15 protein-coding genes are annotated in these 17,371 nt (G+C 62.8%); 7 read left to right on the top strand and 8 right to left on the bottom strand.

Annotation, left to right across the window (positions count from 1 at the left end; translation table 11 throughout):
* Positions 1-2: 2 nt before the first annotated feature.
* From KHP07_RS06170 to KHP07_RS06150, 5 genes are all read right to left on the bottom strand, one after another.
* Positions 3-791, bottom strand: coding sequence for an ABC transporter ATP-binding protein (locus tag KHP07_RS06170; RefSeq protein ID WP_078048895.1), 789 nt, complete (start codon positions 789-791; stop codon positions 3-5).
* Positions 785-1,774, bottom strand: a complete 990-nt coding sequence (locus KHP07_RS06165) for an ABC transporter permease (protein ID WP_214496792.1) — start codon at positions 1,772-1,774, stop codon at positions 785-787. The genes KHP07_RS06170 and KHP07_RS06165 overlap by 7 nt, the downstream gene beginning before the upstream one ends.
* Positions 1,761-2,819, bottom strand: coding sequence for an ABC transporter substrate-binding protein (locus tag KHP07_RS06160; protein WP_214496791.1), 1,059 nt, complete (start codon positions 2,817-2,819; stop codon positions 1,761-1,763). Before KHP07_RS06160 ends, KHP07_RS06165 begins: the two co-directional genes overlap by 14 nt.
* A 217-nt stretch (positions 2,820-3,036) precedes the next feature.
* Positions 3,037-4,362 (bottom strand): LLM class flavin-dependent oxidoreductase, encoded by a 1,326-nt coding sequence (locus tag KHP07_RS06155; RefSeq protein ID WP_100490436.1) that lies wholly within the window; start codon positions 4,360-4,362, stop codon positions 3,037-3,039.
* Positions 4,359-5,297, bottom strand: a complete 939-nt coding sequence (locus KHP07_RS06150) for an aliphatic sulfonate ABC transporter substrate-binding protein (protein WP_214496790.1) — start codon at positions 5,295-5,297, stop codon at positions 4,359-4,361. The genes KHP07_RS06155 and KHP07_RS06150 overlap by 4 nt, the downstream gene beginning before the upstream one ends.
* 245 nt (positions 5,298-5,542) lie before the next feature.
* Between KHP07_RS06150 and KHP07_RS06145 the strand changes: the two genes are divergently transcribed.
* Complete coding sequence (locus KHP07_RS06145) at positions 5,543-6,487, top strand: aliphatic sulfonate ABC transporter substrate-binding protein (protein ID WP_214496789.1); 945 nt, start codon at positions 5,543-5,545, stop codon at positions 6,485-6,487.
* A gap of 991 nt (positions 6,488-7,478) precedes the next feature.
* On the opposite strand, the gene KHP07_RS06140 is transcribed toward KHP07_RS06145, so the two are convergent.
* The 3 genes from KHP07_RS06140 to KHP07_RS06130 are packed head-to-tail and all read right to left on the bottom strand — an operon-like array spanning position 7,479 to position 10,718.
* Positions 7,479-8,954, bottom strand: a complete 1,476-nt coding sequence (locus tag KHP07_RS06140) for an FGGY family carbohydrate kinase (protein ID WP_214496788.1) — start codon at positions 8,952-8,954, stop codon at positions 7,479-7,481.
* 5 nt (positions 8,955-8,959) lie between these two features.
* On the bottom strand, positions 8,960-9,892 hold the full coding sequence (locus tag KHP07_RS06135; RefSeq protein WP_214496787.1) for a transketolase family protein: 933 nt from the start codon (positions 9,890-9,892) through the stop codon (positions 8,960-8,962).
* Entirely contained in the window at positions 9,882-10,718 is an 837-nt protein-coding gene (locus KHP07_RS06130; protein WP_214496786.1) for a transketolase, read from the bottom strand. The genes KHP07_RS06135 and KHP07_RS06130 overlap by 11 nt, the downstream gene beginning before the upstream one ends.
* A gap of 362 nt (positions 10,719-11,080) precedes the next feature.
* On the opposite strand from KHP07_RS06130, the gene KHP07_RS06125 reads away from it, so the two are divergent.
* The 6 genes from KHP07_RS06125 to KHP07_RS06100 all read left to right on the top strand — a co-directional run bounded on the left by KHP07_RS06125 (position 11,081) and on the right by KHP07_RS06100 (position 17,357).
* Complete coding sequence (locus tag KHP07_RS06125) at positions 11,081-12,088, top strand: ABC transporter permease (RefSeq protein ID WP_012724867.1); 1,008 nt, start codon at positions 11,081-11,083, stop codon at positions 12,086-12,088.
* A 51-nt stretch (positions 12,089-12,139) separates the two neighbouring features.
* Positions 12,140-13,072: a sugar ABC transporter substrate-binding protein gene (locus KHP07_RS06120; protein WP_034106571.1), complete on the top strand. Its 933-nt coding sequence runs from the start codon at positions 12,140-12,142 to the stop codon at positions 13,070-13,072.
* 15 nt (positions 13,073-13,087) lie between these two features.
* Positions 13,088-14,599 carry a sugar ABC transporter ATP-binding protein gene (locus KHP07_RS06115; protein ID WP_214496785.1) on the top strand — a complete coding sequence of 504 codons (1,512 nt, stop codon included), beginning with the start codon at positions 13,088-13,090 and terminating at the stop codon, positions 14,597-14,599.
* Positions 14,600-14,758: 159 nt separating this feature from the next.
* Complete coding sequence (locus KHP07_RS06110; protein WP_078048905.1) at positions 14,759-15,523, top strand: SDR family oxidoreductase; 765 nt, start codon at positions 14,759-14,761, stop codon at positions 15,521-15,523.
* 17 nt (positions 15,524-15,540) lie between these two features.
* The gene (locus tag KHP07_RS06105; protein WP_078048906.1) at positions 15,541-16,341 is read left to right on the top strand and encodes an SDR family oxidoreductase; all 801 of its coding nucleotides are present in this window, start codon (positions 15,541-15,543) and stop codon (positions 16,339-16,341) included.
* Between the two features lie 62 nt (positions 16,342-16,403).
* Positions 16,404-17,357, top strand: coding sequence for a sugar-binding transcriptional regulator (locus tag KHP07_RS06100; protein ID WP_078048907.1), 954 nt, complete (start codon positions 16,404-16,406; stop codon positions 17,355-17,357).
* Positions 17,358-17,371: the final 14 nt, after the last annotated feature.

The following is a 17,371-nucleotide window of genomic DNA, read 5'->3' as shown; positions in this document are numbered from 1 at the left end:
GGCTACCAGTTTTCTCCCAGCCCGAGCAGGCCCAGTATCTGCCGCCGCAGGTCCACCAAGTAAGGATCGTCCCGGTGCCGAGGATACGGCCGATCGATGCTCAATTGCGCCAGGATTTTTGCCGGGCGGTCGCTGAACACGATTACGCGGTTGGCCAGCAGCAAGGCTTCTTCCACATCGTGGGTGACCAGCAAGGCCGTGTAGCCCTGGCGCTGCCACAGGTCGATCAACTCTTTTTGCATGGTGATGCGGGTCAGGGAGTCGAGTTTGCCCAAGGGCTCGTCGAGGATCAGCAGGCGCGGCTGGTTGACCAGTGCGCGAGCCAGGGCCACGCGTTGCGCCATGCCGCCGGAGAGCTGCCGTGGATACGCGCGGGCGAACTGGCTGAGACCGACCTTCTCCAGGGCTTCGTCGACCTTGGCCGAATGGGTCTTGAGCAGGCCCTGGGCTTCCAGGCCGACAGCGACGTTGTCCCACACCCGGCGCCACGGGTACAGGGTCGGGTCCTGGAACACCACGACGCGGCTCGGGTCCGGCCCGGTGATGGCTTCACCGTCGGCCAGCAATCGTCCCGAATCCGCCGGTTCCAAACCGGCCACCAGGCGCAGCAAGGTGGATTTGCCGCAGCCCGAAGGCCCGAGCAGCGCCACGAACTCTCCGGGCGCTACGTCCAGGGACACCCGCTCCAGCACCGGCAGGTGCTGACCGTCCAAGGCAAAACCATGGCTGAGGTTGTCTATGCGCAGCGCCAGACCTTCCGACGCCGATTCCACGTGTGCCAGGGCTACCATTTCATCGATCCTTTCTGCCAGGCCAGCAACCGATCACGCACTAGGAACAACCCGGTGATCAACCCCGAGCAGGCGAGTGCCATGATCAGCAAGGCGGCGTACATATTCGCGTAGGCGGCCCAACCCTGGGCCCACTGCAGGTACCAGCCGATGCCGGATTTGACCCCCATCATTTCAGCCACCACCAGGGTCGAAAACGACGCGCCCAGGCCCATGAACACGCCGACAAATACGTGAGGCAACGCCGCCGGAATCGCCACCTTGAAAATCAGGAAGCCTTGCTTGGCACCAAGGGTGCGGGCCACGTCGTAATAGGCTTTGTCCACGCTCGCCACACCGGACCAGGTGAGCACCGTGACCGGAAACCAAGTGGCCAGGGCGATCAGGAACACGCTGGCGCTCCAGCTACTGGGGAACAGGAAAAAACACAGCGGCAATAACGCCGTCGACGGCACCGGCCCCAGGATGCGCAGCACCGGGTGCAGCCAATAACCGATGCGCGTGGACCAACCGATGGCCACACCGGCAATAAACCCGGTAATCGCGCCCAGGGCCACGCCCGAGCCCAGCAGCAATGCCGAATGCAACAGGCTGTCGGCCAGCCGTGCGTAGTCTTCGATGTACACCGCCAGCAAGGCCTGGGGCGGCGCAAAAAACGGCACCGGCAACAACGCCAGCTTGGCGGTGAGCAACTCCCAGAAGCCCAGCAGCAGCGGCAAGGCAATCAGCCAGGGGCCGGCATTGCGCAGGCGCAGGCTCAGCTTCGGCACCTTGCGTCCCAGCAGGCTCAGCCCGATGAACAGTGCGGCAACAGCCACGCACAGCGTGGCCAGGCCTTGGGTCATCGGCCAGTTGCGCGTCGCGTTGGGCCAGTAACTGATCAACAGCGCGACGGCCAGCCAGGCCGTCACCACGGCTGCGCCCTGCCACCCGACCTTCAGGGTCAGCGGCGGATTGAGGGTCGTTGCGTCAGCTGAAGACATCGGCGGTGATCTCCTTGGCGAACTCCAGCGGATCGGTGCTCTTGCTGATCACTTCGACGGTTTTCAGGTCGGTCACGTAGGTGAGGATTTCCTGGGTCAGCGCCGCGCCCACCGCGTGATGCCCGTGGGTATGGTCGTGGAGGATCGCCTGCACTTCCTCCACCGACGTGTTCAACGCATGGGCCTGGAAGCCCTTGGCAACTTCCTCCGGATGCTGCACGGAATAGTCGTGGGCTTCCAGAATCGCCTGGGTCAGCGCCGCGACCACACGCTTGTCTTCCCGCACCAACTTGCCGGTGACACCCACCACGCAGCAGCTGAGGTTGGCGTATTCCTCCACCAGGTTGGTGGACAGCTCACGCGCCACGCCGGACTTGATCAGGCGGTACATGAACGGGTCACTGCCGCTCACGGCCTGCACTTCGCCGCGCTCCAGCGCGGTGCCGAGCAAGTCCGCGGGGTACAGGCGCCACTCCACATCGCGCACCGGATCCACACCGTGTTTTTTCAGCAGGATCGAAAAGAAATTGCGGTCCGGGCTGGCCATGTCGGTCACGCCGATGGCCTTGCCCTTGAGGTCTTCGAGCTTGGTCACGCCGCCGTTCGCGGCACTGAGCAAGCGCAGGCAGCCGCCATGGGTACCGGCGGTGAGCTTCACGTCAAAGCCCTGCTCCAGCGCCTTGAGCCAACGCAGCGCCATGCCCACGCCTGCATCGGCCTTGCCGGTGGCAATGGCTTCGAGCAGCACTTCAGTCGAGTTGCCGAAATTGACCAGTTCCACGTCCAGATTGTGCTTGGTAAAAAAGCCCTGGCCGTGGGCGATCACGACCGGGGCCAGGCACACGGCATTGAGGTTGACCGCCAGTTTCAGCTTGCGTGGCGCATCCAGGCGGATGAACTCACCGGTGCCGGCGGGTTCCGGTGAAGTGTTGTGGCCGGCGTGTTCTTCGGCGCCGAAGCCCAGGCGTGGCAGCGACAGGCTGGCCAGGGTGATGCCGGCCAGGCCGAGCAGGCGCCGGCGGGTCAAATGATCGAAGTCAGCCATGCAAAATATCCCTTTTATCAACTCAGTAATAAAGCCGGTGAACAGCCCTTCTGTGGTGAGCGGGCTTGCCCCGCGCTGGGCTGCGAAGCAGCCCTAATCCGGCCACCTCGTTTTACCTGCGAGAACACAGCGGCCGTGATGGGGCCGCTTCGCGCCCCAGCGCGGGGCAAGCCCGCTCACCACAACTGCCCGCTCATCACATCAGATGAACAGCCACTCAAGCCTGCAACCCAGCCAGGCCCAGGTGCTCGCGCAGCGTCGACCCTTCGTAGGCAGTGCGGAACAAGCCCTTGCGCTGCAAATGCGGAATCACGCTCTCGACAAACTCGGTGAACGAGCCCGGCAGATACCCCGGAGAAATCACAAACCCGTCGCAGCCGCCCTGCTCGAACAGCTCGGCCAACTGGTCGGCAACCTGCGCGCCGGTACCCACCAATTGCGGCACGCGCACGCTGCTGGCGAAGATGCGCCCGAGTTGTTCCAGGGTGGTTTCTGGGCCTTGCATCAAGAGCTTTTCCGCCGCCGCCGGGTGGATCAGTGGTGACTGCGCGATCTCGGCCAAGGTCGCTGAAAGCGGGAATGGCGACAGGTCCACATTCAACTGCGAGGCCAGTGTCACCAGCCCCAGCTCCGGACGGGCCAGCGCGTTGTGCCGATCGCGCTTGGCGCGGGCCTCGGCTTCGCTGCCGCCAATGAACGGCATCACCGCCGTGAGCACCTTGCAGCTGTCGGCGTCACGGCCTTGCTGCACCACCTGGGCACGCACGTCATCGCGGAACGCGCGCATCGCCGCCAAGTGCGGATGAATGGTGAAAATCGCCTCGGCCCAACGCGCACCAAAGCGCCGGCCACGTCCGGAAGAGCCGGCCTGGATCAGCACCGGTCGGCCTTGGGGTGTGCGGGGGATATTCAGCGGGCCTTCCACCCTGAACCACTCGCCCTGGTGCTGCACCGAACGGATCAGTTCCGGGTCCGCCAGCACGCCGCTCTCGCGGTCCAGCTTCAGTGCGTCCTTGCCCCAGCTGTTCCACAGTTTCAGCGCGACTTCGACAAACTCATCGGCGCGGTCATAGCGCAGGTCATGCTCCAGGTGCTTGTCCTTGCCGAACAGGCGCCCTTCGCTGTCGTTCATCGAGGTGACAATATTCCACGCCGCGCGGCCCTTGGACAGGTGGTCGAGGGTGGCAAACTCACGCGCGATGTGCGCCGGTTCGTAATAGGTGGTGGAGCGCGTCGCGCCCAGGCCCAACTTACTGGTCTTGCCCACCAGGTAAGAGAGGATCGGCAACGGGTCCAGGCGCGTGGCGTCCTGGGCACCGTAGCGCAAGGCGAACTCGCGGGAGCCGCCCATCTGGTCGCCCACGGCCAGGCGGTCGGCGAAGAACAGGAAGTCGAACAACCCCTCCTCCACCACCTTGGCCACCCGTGCGTAGTACTCAGGGTCGAGGTAATTGCCAACGGTTTCCGGGTGGCGCCATACCGCATGGCTGTGCACCACCGGCCCACTCAACAGGAACGCGGATAAATGGATTTGGCGGCTCATGGCTTGGGTGTCCACACGGTGATGGCGCTGACCTTCAACGGCTTGGGAGTCAGCTTGGCGGCGTAGTAGGTGTCGGCGATGCGTTGTTGCTCAGCGAGGTTTTCCAGCCTGACCGGGATGATGTCGTAGCTGCGGCGGCTATTGGCGCGCTCCACTGTGGCCGGGGCGATGTTGCCCCATAGCGGGCCGAGGATGTCGGCGGCTTCCTTGGGATGGGCCTTCACCCATTGGCCGGTCTCGCGCAAGGTGTCGAAGGTCACCTGCAACACGTCCGGGTGGGCCTTGGCGAACGTCGTCGTCGCCAAGTAGAAACGGTTGTAGTCGGCCAGGCCGTCCTTGCCGTCGGCGATCACACGCACGTGGTGATCCAATTGTTGAGTGGCGAGGAACGGGTCCCAGATCACCCAGGCGTCGACGCTGCCATTGGCGAAGGCAGCCCCGCCGTCCGGAGCTTCCAGGTAACGCGGGGTGATATCGGCCAGGGTCAGCCCGACTTTTTTCAGCGCGGAGATCAGCAGGTAGTTGCTGCCCGAGCCCTTGGACACCGCGACCGTCTTACCCTTGAGGTCGGCGATGCTGTGGATCGGCGATTGGTCCTGGACGATGATCGCCTGGGCGCCCGGCGATGAGTTTTCCTGGGCGTAGTAGGTCAGCGGTGCATCGGCGGCCTGGGTGAATAGCGCGAAGGCGTCGGCCACATCCGCGTGCAGGTCGACGCTGCCGGCGTTCAGCGAGCTGAGCAGGCCAGTGCTGAACTCGTGCCAGTTCACCGTGAATCCCAGGGGCTTGAGGCGCTGCTCCAATTGGCCATTTTGCTTGAGCAGGATCCACAGCGTGGATGAGCGCTGGTAGCTGATGTCCAGGGTTTGCTCGGCATGGGCTGCCGCCGCGGCGAACAGCAGGCTGGCGGCGGCGATTAGTTTTTTGAACGTCATGGGAGGCCTTGGCGTGGAAGAAATGAAGGGAGCTGCATATGCCAAAAAACCGCGTAAGGCCTGGCAGTAAAGCTGATTCGATTATATTAATGATGAGCAATGATGAAAGAATCTTATAATTCTATGGTTATGCCCAATTTATAGGCGGGCGGGAAAAGCGTCCTAAGCTCAGATCGAAAGAGTATTTAACGAATAGTTTTTAGAACCTTAAGCTCGGTCCTATTTCGTCAGAGATCGAGCGCGCCATGTCCATACGTCGTCCCCTCGCTGCTGTATTAGGGTTGCTGGCCTTTTCCGTCGCCGTGAGCGCCGAGGCCCAGGAAACCGTGCGCATCGGTTACCAGAAGTCCTCGACCCTGATCACCCTGCTGAAAACCCAGGGCACCCTGGAAAAAGCCCTCAAGGCCGACAACATCGACGTGAGCTGGCACGAGTTCCCCAGCGGCCTGCCGCTGCTCGAAGCGCTGAACGTGGGCAACGTCGACATCAGCGCCGACGTGGCCGACACCGTGCCGATCTTCGCCCAGGCGGCCCAGGCCAAGCTCACCTACTTCGCCCAAGAAGCGCCCTCGCCTTCGGCCCAAGCGATCGTGGTGCGCAAGGACTCTCCGATCCAGCAATTGGCGGACCTCAAGGGCAAGAAAATCGCCGTGACCAAGGCAGCCGGCACGCACTACCTGCTAATCGCCGCACTGGCCAAGGCAGGCCTGGCATTTTCGGATATAGAGCCGGCCTACCTGTCACCCGCCGACGGCCGCGCAGCCTTCGAAAACAACAAGGTCGACGCCTGGGTCACCTGGGAACCCTTCCTCACCAGCGTGCAGCGCCAACTGCCAACACGCACCCTGGCGGACGGCGCAGGGCTGGCCAGCTACAAGCGCTACTACCTGACCGGTACGCCGTACGCCAAGGCCCATCCGCAAGTGTTGAACGTGGTGTACACGCAACTGGAAAAAACCGGCCAATGGGTGAAAACCCACCCACAAGAGGCGGCCACAATACTTGGCCCGCTGTGGGGCAACCTGGATGTCGCGACGGTTGAGGCAGCCAATGCGCACCGCAGCTATCAAGTGCAGCCTGTGACGATTGATCAGTTGGGCGAACAACAGGAAATCGCCGATGCGTTCTTCAAGGCGGGGTTATTGCCCAAGGCCGTGGATGCCAAGGATGTACAGACCTGGAAGCCTTGAGGCTCCTACAGGAGGCGTCATTCGCAGACAAAAAAGGTGCCCCCCCGGCATCCACGATGCGAAGCGAGTCGCCCTTGATCTTGATCTTGATCTTGATCTCGCTTTTGATCTTAGGCGCCCCGTCAAACACGCTGGCCGGAATTCGACAGGGATTTGGGGGGTAAACCGGCAGGGATGCCGGTTTAGCCGCCCCGCGCCATGGATGGCGCGTGGCGGCGGCCCCCCAAATACCTGGCGGATTACGGGCACACCGAGCCTAGGCGAGGTGCCGAGTGTTGGGGCAAGAGCGTTTTGCTTACTTTTGCGCTTTTCAAAAGTGAGCCGCCGTAAGGGCGGAACCAACAGCAGCCTTTACCTAAATAACGGATATGTACCCGGTCTGATCCAACATTCAGGTCGGCTGTCAGGCCGCCTTCGCGAGCAAGCCAGCTCCCACATTTGGATCGCGGGGCAACAGTTGGAGAGTGGTTGGCTGTCAGGCCGCTTTCGCAGGCAAGCCAGCTCCCACATTTGGATCGTGGGGTGGCAGTTAGAGAGCGGTTGGCTGTCAGGCCGTCTTCGCAGGCAAGCCAGCTCCCACATTTGGATCGTGGGGTGGCAGTTAGAGAGTGGTCGGCTGTTAGGCCGTCTTCGCAGGCAAGCCAGCTCCCACATTTGGATCGTGGGGTGGCAGTTAGAGAGCGGTCGGCTGTTAGGCCGTCTTCACAGGCAAGCCAGCTCCCACATTTAGACCGTGGGGTGGCAGTTAGAGAGTGGTCGGATGTCAGGCCGTCTTCGCAGGCAAGCCAGCTCCCACATTTGGAGCGTGGGGTGGCAGTTAGAGAGTGGCTGGCTGTCAGGCCGTCTTCGCAGGCAAGCCAGCTCCCACATTTGGAGCGTGGGGTGGCAGTTAGAGAGTGGTTGGCTGTCAGGCCGTCTTCGCAGGCAAGCCAGCTCCCACATTTGGATCGTGGGGTTACAGTTGTAGAGCGGTCGGCTGTCAGGCCGCCGGTCACAACAGTGTGCGCTCCAGCGCCTTTTTCCACGCAGCATAACGCCCCGCCATAGCAGGATTATCCTGCGGCTCAAACCGCTCCCGCTGCCGCTCCAGCGCGCCCAGCGCGTCATCACTCCCCCACACACCCATCGCCCTCCCCGCCAAGTGCGCCGCGCCCAGCGCCGATACTTCCGGCGACAGACTGCGCACCACCGGACGTTGCAACAGATCGGCCAAAAACTGCATCAACCAACGGTTACGCGTCGCACCGCCGTCCACCCACAACTCCTTCAACGGGCTACCGATGTCCTGCTGCATAGCCTCAAAGACATCCCGAATCTGATAACCAATCGACTCCAGCGATGCCCGCAGGATATGCGCGCCAGAGGTGGCTTCGGTCAGCCCGCAGATCAAACCGCGCGCATCAGCCTGCCAGTGCGGAGCACCCAGCCCGGACAGTGCCGGCACAAAATACACACCGCCATTGTCCGGCAGCTGCGCAGCCTGCTCGGTGAGCGCATCCAGGGATTCCCCCGCCACCAGGCGCGAGGCCCACTGCACGGCGGCGCCGGTGTGGACGATATTGCCTTCCATGCCAAAGGTGGGTTGGCCGCCGTCATGCCAGGCCAGGGTGGTGGACAAGCCGTGAGTCGAAGCAATCGGGCCGCTCATGGGGGTCATCAAGGACGAGCCGGTGCCCAGCGTCGCTTTCACCAGCCCCGGCGCAAACCCGCCCTGGCCGTACAGCGCAGCGTGGGAGTCGCCGATCATCGACATCACCGGGATGCCGGCGGGCAAACTACCCGCCGCGACGGTTTGCGCAAAAAAACCCGCGCTCGGCTGGATGGGCGCCAATGCGGCCAATGGAATCCTGAACAGTGCCAGCAGCGCCGGGTCCCAGGCACAGGTGTGCAGGTTGAACAATTGAGTACGCGCCGCGTTGGAATAGTCGGTGGCAAACACCTGCCCGCCGCTGAGTTTCCACAGCAGCCAGCTGTCCATCGTGCCCAGGCAGATATCACCGGCAGCGGCGCGCGCGTGGCCATCCTCAAGGTGGTCGAGAATCCAGCGGAACTTGCCTGCCGAGAACATCGGGTCCAAGGCCAACCCGGTTTTTTCCAGGATCAGCGCCTCGTGACCCTGCTCATGCAACTGGGCACACAACGCGGTCGAGCGCCGACATTGCCAACTGATGCACGGCGACAGCGCTTCGCCGGTATGCCGGTCCCAGGCCACCACCGACTCGCGCTGGTTGCTGATGGCCAGCGCGGTGATCGGCCGATCCACCTGACCCAGGCATTCTTCAATGGCGGCCAGGGTGCTGTGCCAGATCAGCAACGGGTCTTGCTCGGAAAACCCCGGCTGCGGATGGGTGATACTCAGCGGCCGCGAGCCCCGGGCAATCACCTGCCCGCGTTCGTTGACCAGCACCGCCTTGGCGTTGCTGGTGCCTTCGTCTATCGCCAGGATCAGCGGAGTGTTGTTTGTCATCGCATTCACCGCAACCGAGTGGCAGCCGCCACAATCCCAGCCGCGTCGATGTTATGCAAGGCGCGGGTCGGTTCGCGGGCGCCGGCGGCGGCATATTCGCCATCACCGATGCCCAGGCGCACCAGGGCAATGCCCAACCCCGCTTCGGCCAGTACTTCGGCGACCAGGCTGCCGACGCCACCGTTGATATTGTGTTCCTCGACGGTGATGGCCGCGCGCGTGCCACTCAGGGCGCTGAGCAACACGTCACGCTGCAACGGCCGGATCGACGACAGGTTGATCACCTGCGCCTGAATCCCCTGCTCGGCCAGCCGCCGTGCTGCGTCCACCGCTTCATGCACCACCGAGCCCAGGGCGACGATGCTCACGTCCGCGCCCTGGCGCAGGATATCCACCTGCCCCGGTACGAATTGATAGTTGGCAGCGTGCACGTCCGGCAACGCCTTGCCATCGAGACGGATGTACACCGGGCCCTGGTAGCGCAGCGCGTAGTCGACGATCTGCCGGCATTCAATGGCGTCGGCCGGGGCAAAGATCTGCACGTTGCCAAAGCCGCGCATCACCGAAATATCGTCGAGGCTATGGTGCGTGCTGGCCAACGGGCCGTAACTGGCGCCGGCATTCAGGCCGAACATCTTGACGTTGGCCTGGTTGTAGCAAACGTCGACCTTGATCTGCTCATTGGCGCGCGAAATCAGGAAGGGCGCGGCGTTGCAGGTCGCGGCGATCTTGCCGCCCAGGGCCAGGCCCGCCGCGACGCTGACCAACGATTGCTCGGCAATGCCGACGTTGATCAGCCGCTCGGGAAAGCGTTGCACAAACGGGCCGATCTTGGCCGTGGAGGTGGAGTCACTGACCACCGGCACCACGTCCAGCCCGGCATCGACGGCGGCAATAAAGGCGTCCACCATGACGCTCGCCAGATGTTCACTCGCCATGACTCAACTCCTCCAGTGCCGCGTTGATTTCATCACCCTTGGGCACGCGGTGGTGCCATTCGGGACGGGCTTCGATAAACGACACGCCCTTGCCTTTGATGGTGTGCGCGATCAGCACCTGGGGCGCACCGGTCTTGGTTTGCATGCTTTCCAGGGCTTCGATCAACTGGCCCGTGTCGTTGCCGTCGCACTCGCTGACACCAAAGCCGAAGGCCGCCCATTTCTGGTCCAGCGGGTCGAGGGGCATGATGTCGGCCGTCAAGCCCGCCAGTTGCAGCTTGTTCTTGTCGACGATCACGAACAGGTTATCCAGGCCGTATTTGGCCGCAGCCATCGCCGCTTCCCAATTGGAGCCTTCGGCCAGTTCACCGTCGCCAGTCAGCACGTAGATGCGTTTCTTGCTGCCGGACATCTTCGCCGCCAACGCCAGCCCCACCGCCACCGGCAAGCCGTGGCCGAGGGCGCCGGTATTAAGTTCGATGCCGGGGGTTTTCTGCCGCACCGGGTGGCCCGGCAGGTGAGAGTTGAAATGTTGGTAAGTGGGCAGCCATTCCACGGGAATGTAGCCCGCCTGCGCCAGGCAGCAATACAACCCGCCGACACCGTGGCCCTTGCTCTGGATATAGATATCGCGCTCAGGGTCTTCGGTGCGTTCCGGCCCGGTATTGAGAATGCGGAAATACAGGGTGGCGAGAATATCGGTTTCCGAGAGGTCGGCACCGGTGTGGCCGCCAGCCGGTGAGTCGGCATTCAGGCGGATCACGTGGCGCCGGATCAGGCGGGCCTGTTCTTTGATCTGGTGGGCGTCGTACTGGAAGGCATTCATGCAGCGGCTCCTTTGAGGCTGACCACGCGGGGTGAACGTGTGCAAAACTGTGTTTGAATATTTATTCAGCAATGACAATATATTTCTATTTAGACGCCGATCGCTCAGCAGGTCAAGTGAGTGACCGGTGGAAAAATGAAATAAAACCGCGAAATACCCCTCGGACAAACGGCCAAAATCCCACCCGCGCTTATCTATCCCGTGGCTTTGCGCCAGGTGAAAGCAGCGACCTAGAGGCATACTGGAAAAATTAAGCGCTTGACTTTGCCACGGTGTCACTGGAATCTGAATTAACAGTCAAGCACGCATAAATATTCAAGACGCTTGAAAGCACTCCAAAAAAAATAAATCAGGAGAACACTGTGGACGCCAAAGCTATTGTCCAGCACCCGGCCGAACTCAAGCCGCCCCACCGCCCGCGGTTGGTGAAACTGCTTCCCAGCAATATCGGCGGCCCGCTGATCGGCCTGGTGCTGCTGGTGCTGGTTTTCTCCTTCAGTTCCGAATTCTTCTTCTCGCTGCGCAATGGCCTGAACATTCTTGATCAGGTCACGGTGCTGGGCATCCTCGCGATTGGCATGACCGCAGTGATCGTGATCGGCGGCATCGACCTGTCGGTGGGGTCGGTGCTGGCCTTCTCGATGATGATGCTCGGCTGGCTTTACCAGGACCAGGCGGTGCCGCTGGGGTTTGCGATCCCGATCTCGATTGCCAGCGGGATGCTTGCCGGGCTGGTGTCCGGCGGGTTGATCACCTATGCCAAGCTGCCGCCGTTCATTGCCACGCTGACCATGATGTCGGTGGCCCGCGGCCTGGCGAACATCCTCACCGAAGGCCGGCAGATCGTCGGCTACCCGGACTGGTTCACCAGCCTGGCCACGGTGCGTCACTTCGGGTTTCTCTCGGCAACCGTCGGGCTGTTCCTGGTGATGCTGGTGGTGGCCTGGGTGTTCCTGCGCTTTCGCGCCGGCGGCCGTAACCTGTATGCCATGGGCGGCAGCCCGGAGGTGGCGCGCCTGTCCGGCATCAAGGTGCGTGCGATCACCCTGTGGGTGTACGCCATCAGCGGTGCGCTGGCCGGTATCGCCGCCGTGACCCTGGCAGCACGCCTGGACTCTTCCCAACCCAGCGCCGGCCTGAGCCTGGAACTGGACGCCATCGCCGCCGTGGTGATTGGCGGCGCCAGCCTCAGCGGCGGCGTCGGCAGCATCGGCGGCACCCTGGTCGGTGTACTGATCATTGGTGTATTGCGCAATGGTCTGAACCTGCTCGGTGTGTCGCCCTTCATTCAACAAGTGGTGATCGGCGTGGTCATCGCCCTCGCCGTGACCATCGACACCCTGCGACGCCGCTCCAGCACTGCCCGTTAAAACCTGTTCGACAGTTGACACCCTCCAACAATAAAACCAGGAGTCACCGACATGTTCAGCCCCAAGAAACTGCTGTTGGCCACCGCCCTCGCGGCCGCCACCCTCACCGCTGCCGGCACCACCTGGGCCAAGGACCTGACCATCGGCCTGGCCGTGGCCAACCTGCAGGCCGACTTCTTCAACCAGATCAAGCAATCGGTGGAAGCCGAGGGCAAGGCCAAGGGCATCAAGGTGATTACCGTGGATGCCCAGGGCAACTCCTCCACCCAGGTCAGCCAGATTGAAGACCTGATCACCCGCCAGATCGATGTGCTGATCTACATCCCGGCCGGTGCCACCGCCGCCGGTGTGCCGGTCAAGGCTGCGAAAGCCGCCGGTATCCCGGTGATCGCCGTCGACCGCAACGCCCCCGACGCGCCAGGCGATACCTTTATCGCCAGTGACAGCGTGGCCGGGGCCAAGACCCTGGCCGAGTACGTCGGCAAGCTCACCGACGGCAAGGGCCGCATCGCGATCCTGCAAGGCCAGCTTGGCACCACCCCCGAAAATGATCGTGCCAAGGGTTTCGAAGAGGGCTTGAAAGCCTTCCCGGACCTTAAAGTCGTCGCCCAGCAACCCGCCGAATGGGCCCAGGATAAAGGCTTCGCCGTAGCCCAGGACCTGCTCCAGCGTGACCCGAATATCACCGTGTTCTTCGGCCGTGCCGATGCCATGGCCTTGGGTGCCGCCCAGGCGGTGAAAGTCGGCAACCTTGATCACAAGGTCGTGGTGGTCGGTTTTGACGGGGACGTCGCCGGGCTCAAGGCCGTGGAAAGTGGCGTGCTGAACGCGACCATGACCCAGCAGACCCAGAAGATGGGCCGCCTGGCCGTGGCGTCGGCTATCGACCTGAAAGCCGGCAAGGCCGTGCCCAAGGAGCAATTGTTGCCCACCGTGCTGACCACCAAAGAAAACGTCGCGCCGTTCCTGCAACAGCACCCGTAAGCCTTGGAGGTCGTCATGCAAGCAGCAGCCCTGGACACCGCCCACGCCGACGCGGTGCTGTGCCTGCGCAATATCAGCAAGGCCTACGGGCCGGTGCAGGTACTGTCGCAGGTCAACGTGGACATTCGCCCCGGCGAAGTGCTGGCCCTGCTCGGCGAGAACGGTGCGGGCAAGTCAACCTTGTCGTCGATCATCGCCGGGCTGGTACAGCCTGAGGCCGGGGGCAGCATGACCTGGCTCGGCGCGCCTTACGCACCGGCGTCCCCTGGTGCGGCACTGAGCGCCGGGATCGGCCTGATCCACCAGGAAATCCGCCTGCTGCCGCAATTGTCGATCGCCGAGAATATCTTCGTCGGCCGCCTGCCCATGCGTCATGGGCGGGTGGACCGCGAATACATGGAGGCCCAGGCGCAGATCCAGCTGGAGCGCCTGGGGCTCAAGGTGCCGGCGTCGCGCAAGGTCGAAGGCCTGAGCGTGGCGGCCCAGCAATTGGTTGAAATCGCCAAGGCGCTGACCCTCAAGGCCAGCCTGTTGATTCTCGATGAACCCACCGCCGCATTGGGCGGGGAAGAAACCGAGTTGTTGTTCAAACAGGTGGAACGGCTCAAGGCCGAGGGCGTGTCGTTTATCTATATCAGCCATCGCCTGGAAGAAATCGCGCGCATCGCCGACCGCGTGCTGGTGCTGCGCGACGGTCGCCAGATCGCTTTGCACGCCACCGCCCAGGTGCCGGTGCGCGAGCTGGTGGAGCAGATGGTCGGGCGCAGCCTGGAGCGAATTTTCCCAGCCCTGCAAACGCCACAGGAGCGCGTGATGTTGCAGGTCAAGGACCTTACCTGCCGTGAGTTCGCCTTGCACGGCATCGACTTCGACGTGCGCGCCGGCGAAGTGTTTGGCATTGCCGGTGTGGTCGGCGCCGGGCGGACCGAACTGGTGCGCACCATTGCCGGCGCGGCGCGTGATATCCAAGGCCACATGGTGCTGGACGGTGAGGTGCGCCACCTGCGCTCGCCCCACGAGGCGATCCAGGCCGGTGTGGTGCTGGTGCCCGAGGACCGCAAGCAGCAAGGCGTGGTGGTGGAGCACCGCATCGAAGACAACCTGATCTACGGCAACACCGACCTGTTGGATAAACGTGGCTGGGTGTTCCCTGCCCCGCTGCGCGAATTCGCCCGCACGGCGGTGGCGCGGTTGGGGGTGAAGGGTGCGCCGCAGTCGCGAATTTCGAGTTTGTCTGGTGGTAACCAGCAGAAGGTGATCATTGCCAAGTGGCTGGCGCGCAATCCCAAGGTGTTCATCCTTGACGAGCCGACACGCGGCATCGACGTGGGCGCACGGGCGGCGATCTATGAAGTGATCGCGGACCTGGCGGCCAAGGGCATGGCCGTGATTGTGGTGAGCTCGGACCTCGATGAGGTGCTGGGGTTGTCCCATCGGGTGATGGTGATGAGCCGGGGCCGGCAGATGGGGATCCTGGCGCGGGGCGAGGCTACCCCGGTGTCGGTGATGGAAATGGCCACTGCGTAAGTGCCCTGCCCTCATAAACAACGAAGAACCCATGTGGGAGCGGGCTTGCTCGCGAAAGCGGTGTATCAGTCAAAACATCATTAGCTGACCCACTGCTTTCGCGAGCAAGCCCGCTCCCACAGTTTTGATCTGTGGTGTGTTCACTATTGGGAGTCGTTCATGCAACTTTTTAGTCTTCAGGGCCAAGTCGCCTTTGTCACCGGCGCAGGCAGCGGCATTGGCCAGGCGATTGCCGTCGGGCTGGCCGAGGCCGGCGCGGATGTGGCCTGTTTCGATCTACCGGGCAGCCCCGGCATCGCCAGCACCGTCGAACGTATCCAGGCCCTCGGCCGCAAGGCCTTGGCCCTGAGCGGCACGGTCACCGAACGCGCCGCGCTGGATGCAGCGGTAGCGCGCACCGAAGCCGAACTCGGCGCATTGAGCGTCGCCGTCAACTGCGCCGGCATCGCCAATGCCCAGGCCGCCGAAGACCTCGAACTGCAACGCTGGCAAACCACCCTGGACATCAACCTCACCGGCATCTTCCTCAGCTGCCAGGCCCAGGCCGCCGTGATGTTGCCCCGCGGCAAGGGTGCCATCGTCAATATCGCCTCGATGTCCGGCAGCATCGTCAACCGAGGCTTGCTCCAAGCGCACTACAACACCTCCAAGGCCGGCGTGATTCACCTGAGTAAAAGCCTGGCGATGGAATGGGCCGACAAGGGCTTGCGGGTCAATTGCATCAGCCCGGGCTACACCGCCACGCCGATGAACTCGCGCCCGGAAGTCGCCGACCAGGTGAAGATCTTTGAACAGACCACGCCCATGGGCCGCATGGCCAGCGTGGAAGAAATGGTCGGCCCGGCGATTTTCCTGGTCAGCCAGGCCTCGTCCTTCTGCACCGGTGTCGACCTGCTGGTCGATGGCGGCTTTGTCTGCTGGTAACCCTGGGAGCCCTTGTCATGTCGCAACGATTCAGCGGTAAAACTGTCGTGATTACCGGCGCCTGCCGGGGTATCGGCGCCGGCATTGCCGAGCGCTTCGCCCAGGAAGGCGCCCACCTGGTACTGGCTTCCAATGACCTGGAACGCGTGACCTTCACCGCCAACCAACTGGCCCAGGAATACCACGTCGACACCCTGGCCCTGGCCATCGACGTCACCCGTGAAGACGATATCGAAAAGCTCTACCGCGAAGGCCACGCACGGTTCGGCAGCATCGACGTGTCGGTGCAGAACGCCGGCATCATCACCATCGACCACTACGACAAAATGCCTCGCGCCGATTTCGACAAGGTGCTGCAGGTCAACACCACCGGCGTGTGGCTCGGCTGCCGGGAAGCGGCCAAGTACATGGTCAAGCAAGGCAGCGGCCGGCTGATCAACACCTCTTCCGGCCAGGGCCGCCAGGGGTTCATCTACACGCCCCACTACGCCGCGAGCAAAATGGGCGTGATCGGCATCACCCAAAGCCTGGCGCTGGAACTGGCGCGGCATAACATCACGGTGAACGCGTTCTGCCCCGGCATTATCGAAAGCGAGATGTGGGACTACAACGACCGGGTGTGGGGCGAGATCCTCAGCACCGACGAGAAACGCTACGGCAAGGGTGAATTGATGGCCGAATGGGTCAAGAACATCCCCCTGCGCCGCGCCGGCAAACCCTCGGATGTCGCGGGCCTGGTGGCGTTTCTCGCGTCGGACGATGCGGCCTACCTGACCGGCCAGGCGATCAATATCGACGGCGGCCTGATCATGTCGTAAGGGTTTGGTATCCTCATGGCCATTGAGTCATGCCTTTTACTATAAAGAGCCTTGAGGCCTTCATGAGCCAGATCGAAGAACAGCGCCTGATCACCAAGATCGCGAGCCTCTATTACGAAGAAGGGCTCAAGCAGTCCGAGATTTCCGCGCAACTGGACCTGTCCCAATCCTTTATCAGCCGCGCCCTGCGCCGGGCGCTGCAGGACGGCGTGGTGAAGATCACCGTGATGCGCCTGCAAGGCCTGCACCTGGAGCTGGAAACCCAATTGCAACGCCGCTACGGCGTGCGCCGGGTCATCGTGGTGGAAGCCACCGAGCCCGGCAATGACGAGAGCATCAAGCAGGCTATCGGTTCGGCTGCCGCCCACTACCTGGAAACCAGCCTGTCGCCCCAGGACCATATCGGTATTTCGTCGTGGAGCAGCACCATTCGCGCCATGGTTGGCCACTTGCACGCGCAACCCGGCAAACAGGCTGCCCAGGAAGTGGTACAACTGTTGGGTGGCGTCGGCCACAAGGGAGCATTTGAAGCCACCTTGCTCACCCAGCGCCTGGCGACCCTGCTCAACTGCCCGGCGTTTTTGCTGCCCTCGCAAAGCATCGAGCAATCGGTGGAGAGCAAGCAGCGCATCGTGCAGATGGAAGAGGTCAAGGAAGTGCTGCAGCGCTTTGACAGCATCACCCTGGCGATTGTCGGCATCGGTGACCTGGAGCCCTCGCAACTGCTGCGCAACAGCGGCAACTACTACACCGAAGACATGCTGCGCCTGCTTGCCGAACGCGGCGCGGTGGGCGATATCTGCCTGCGCTACTTCGATGCCCAAGGCAAGCCGGTGCTGGAGGAAGACGAAGAATTCGTCGTGTCGGTGGCGCTGCCCAAGCTGCGCGCCATCCACCGTGTGCTCGGCCTGGCCGGTGGGTTGAACAAGGTCCAGGCCATTCGTGGCGCGCTCAAGGGCGGCTACCTGGACATCCTGATCACCGACCTGGACACCGCACAGGCCCTCAACCAATAACCTTTTTTGGAGAC

It is taken from the genome of Pseudomonas sp. VS40, from assembly GCF_018587885.1.
In the GTDB taxonomy this organism is placed as follows: domain Bacteria; phylum Pseudomonadota; class Gammaproteobacteria; order Pseudomonadales; family Pseudomonadaceae; genus Aquipseudomonas; species Aquipseudomonas pergaminensis.
This window is presented reverse-complemented; position numbering and strand designations above follow the sequence as displayed.

Bases quoted from the DNA above. Each gene is read 5' to 3' on its own strand.
- KHP07_RS06170 (WP_078048895.1), bottom strand. From the start codon at position 791: ATGGTAGCCCTGGCACACGTGGAATCGGCGTCGGAAGGTCTGGCGCTG.
- KHP07_RS06165 (WP_214496792.1), bottom strand. From the start codon at position 1,774: ATGTCTTCAGCTGACGCAACGACCCTCAATCCGCCGCTGACCCTGAAG.
- KHP07_RS06160 (WP_214496791.1), bottom strand. From the start codon at position 2,819: ATGGCTGACTTCGATCATTTGACCCGCCGGCGCCTGCTCGGCCTGGCC.
- KHP07_RS06155 (WP_100490436.1), bottom strand. From the start codon at position 4,362: ATGAGCCGCCAAATCCATTTATCCGCGTTCCTGTTGAGTGGGCCGGTG.
- KHP07_RS06150 (WP_214496790.1), bottom strand. From the start codon at position 5,297: ATGACGTTCAAAAAACTAATCGCCGCCGCCAGCCTGCTGTTCGCCGCG.
- KHP07_RS06145 (WP_214496789.1), top strand. From the start codon at position 5,543: ATGTCCATACGTCGTCCCCTCGCTGCTGTATTAGGGTTGCTGGCCTTT.
- KHP07_RS06140 (WP_214496788.1), bottom strand. From the start codon at position 8,954: ATGACAAACAACACTCCGCTGATCCTGGCGATAGACGAAGGCACCAGC.
- KHP07_RS06135 (WP_214496787.1), bottom strand. From the start codon at position 9,892: ATGGCGAGTGAACATCTGGCGAGCGTCATGGTGGACGCCTTTATTGCC.
- KHP07_RS06130 (WP_214496786.1), bottom strand. From the start codon at position 10,718: ATGAATGCCTTCCAGTACGACGCCCACCAGATCAAAGAACAGGCCCGC.
- KHP07_RS06120 (WP_034106571.1), top strand. From the start codon at position 12,140: ATGTTCAGCCCCAAGAAACTGCTGTTGGCCACCGCCCTCGCGGCCGCC.
- KHP07_RS06115 (WP_214496785.1), top strand. From the start codon at position 13,088: ATGCAAGCAGCAGCCCTGGACACCGCCCACGCCGACGCGGTGCTGTGC.
- KHP07_RS06110 (WP_078048905.1), top strand. From the start codon at position 14,759: ATGCAACTTTTTAGTCTTCAGGGCCAAGTCGCCTTTGTCACCGGCGCA.
- KHP07_RS06105 (WP_078048906.1), top strand. From the start codon at position 15,541: ATGTCGCAACGATTCAGCGGTAAAACTGTCGTGATTACCGGCGCCTGC.
- KHP07_RS06100 (WP_078048907.1), top strand. From the start codon at position 16,404: ATGAGCCAGATCGAAGAACAGCGCCTGATCACCAAGATCGCGAGCCTC.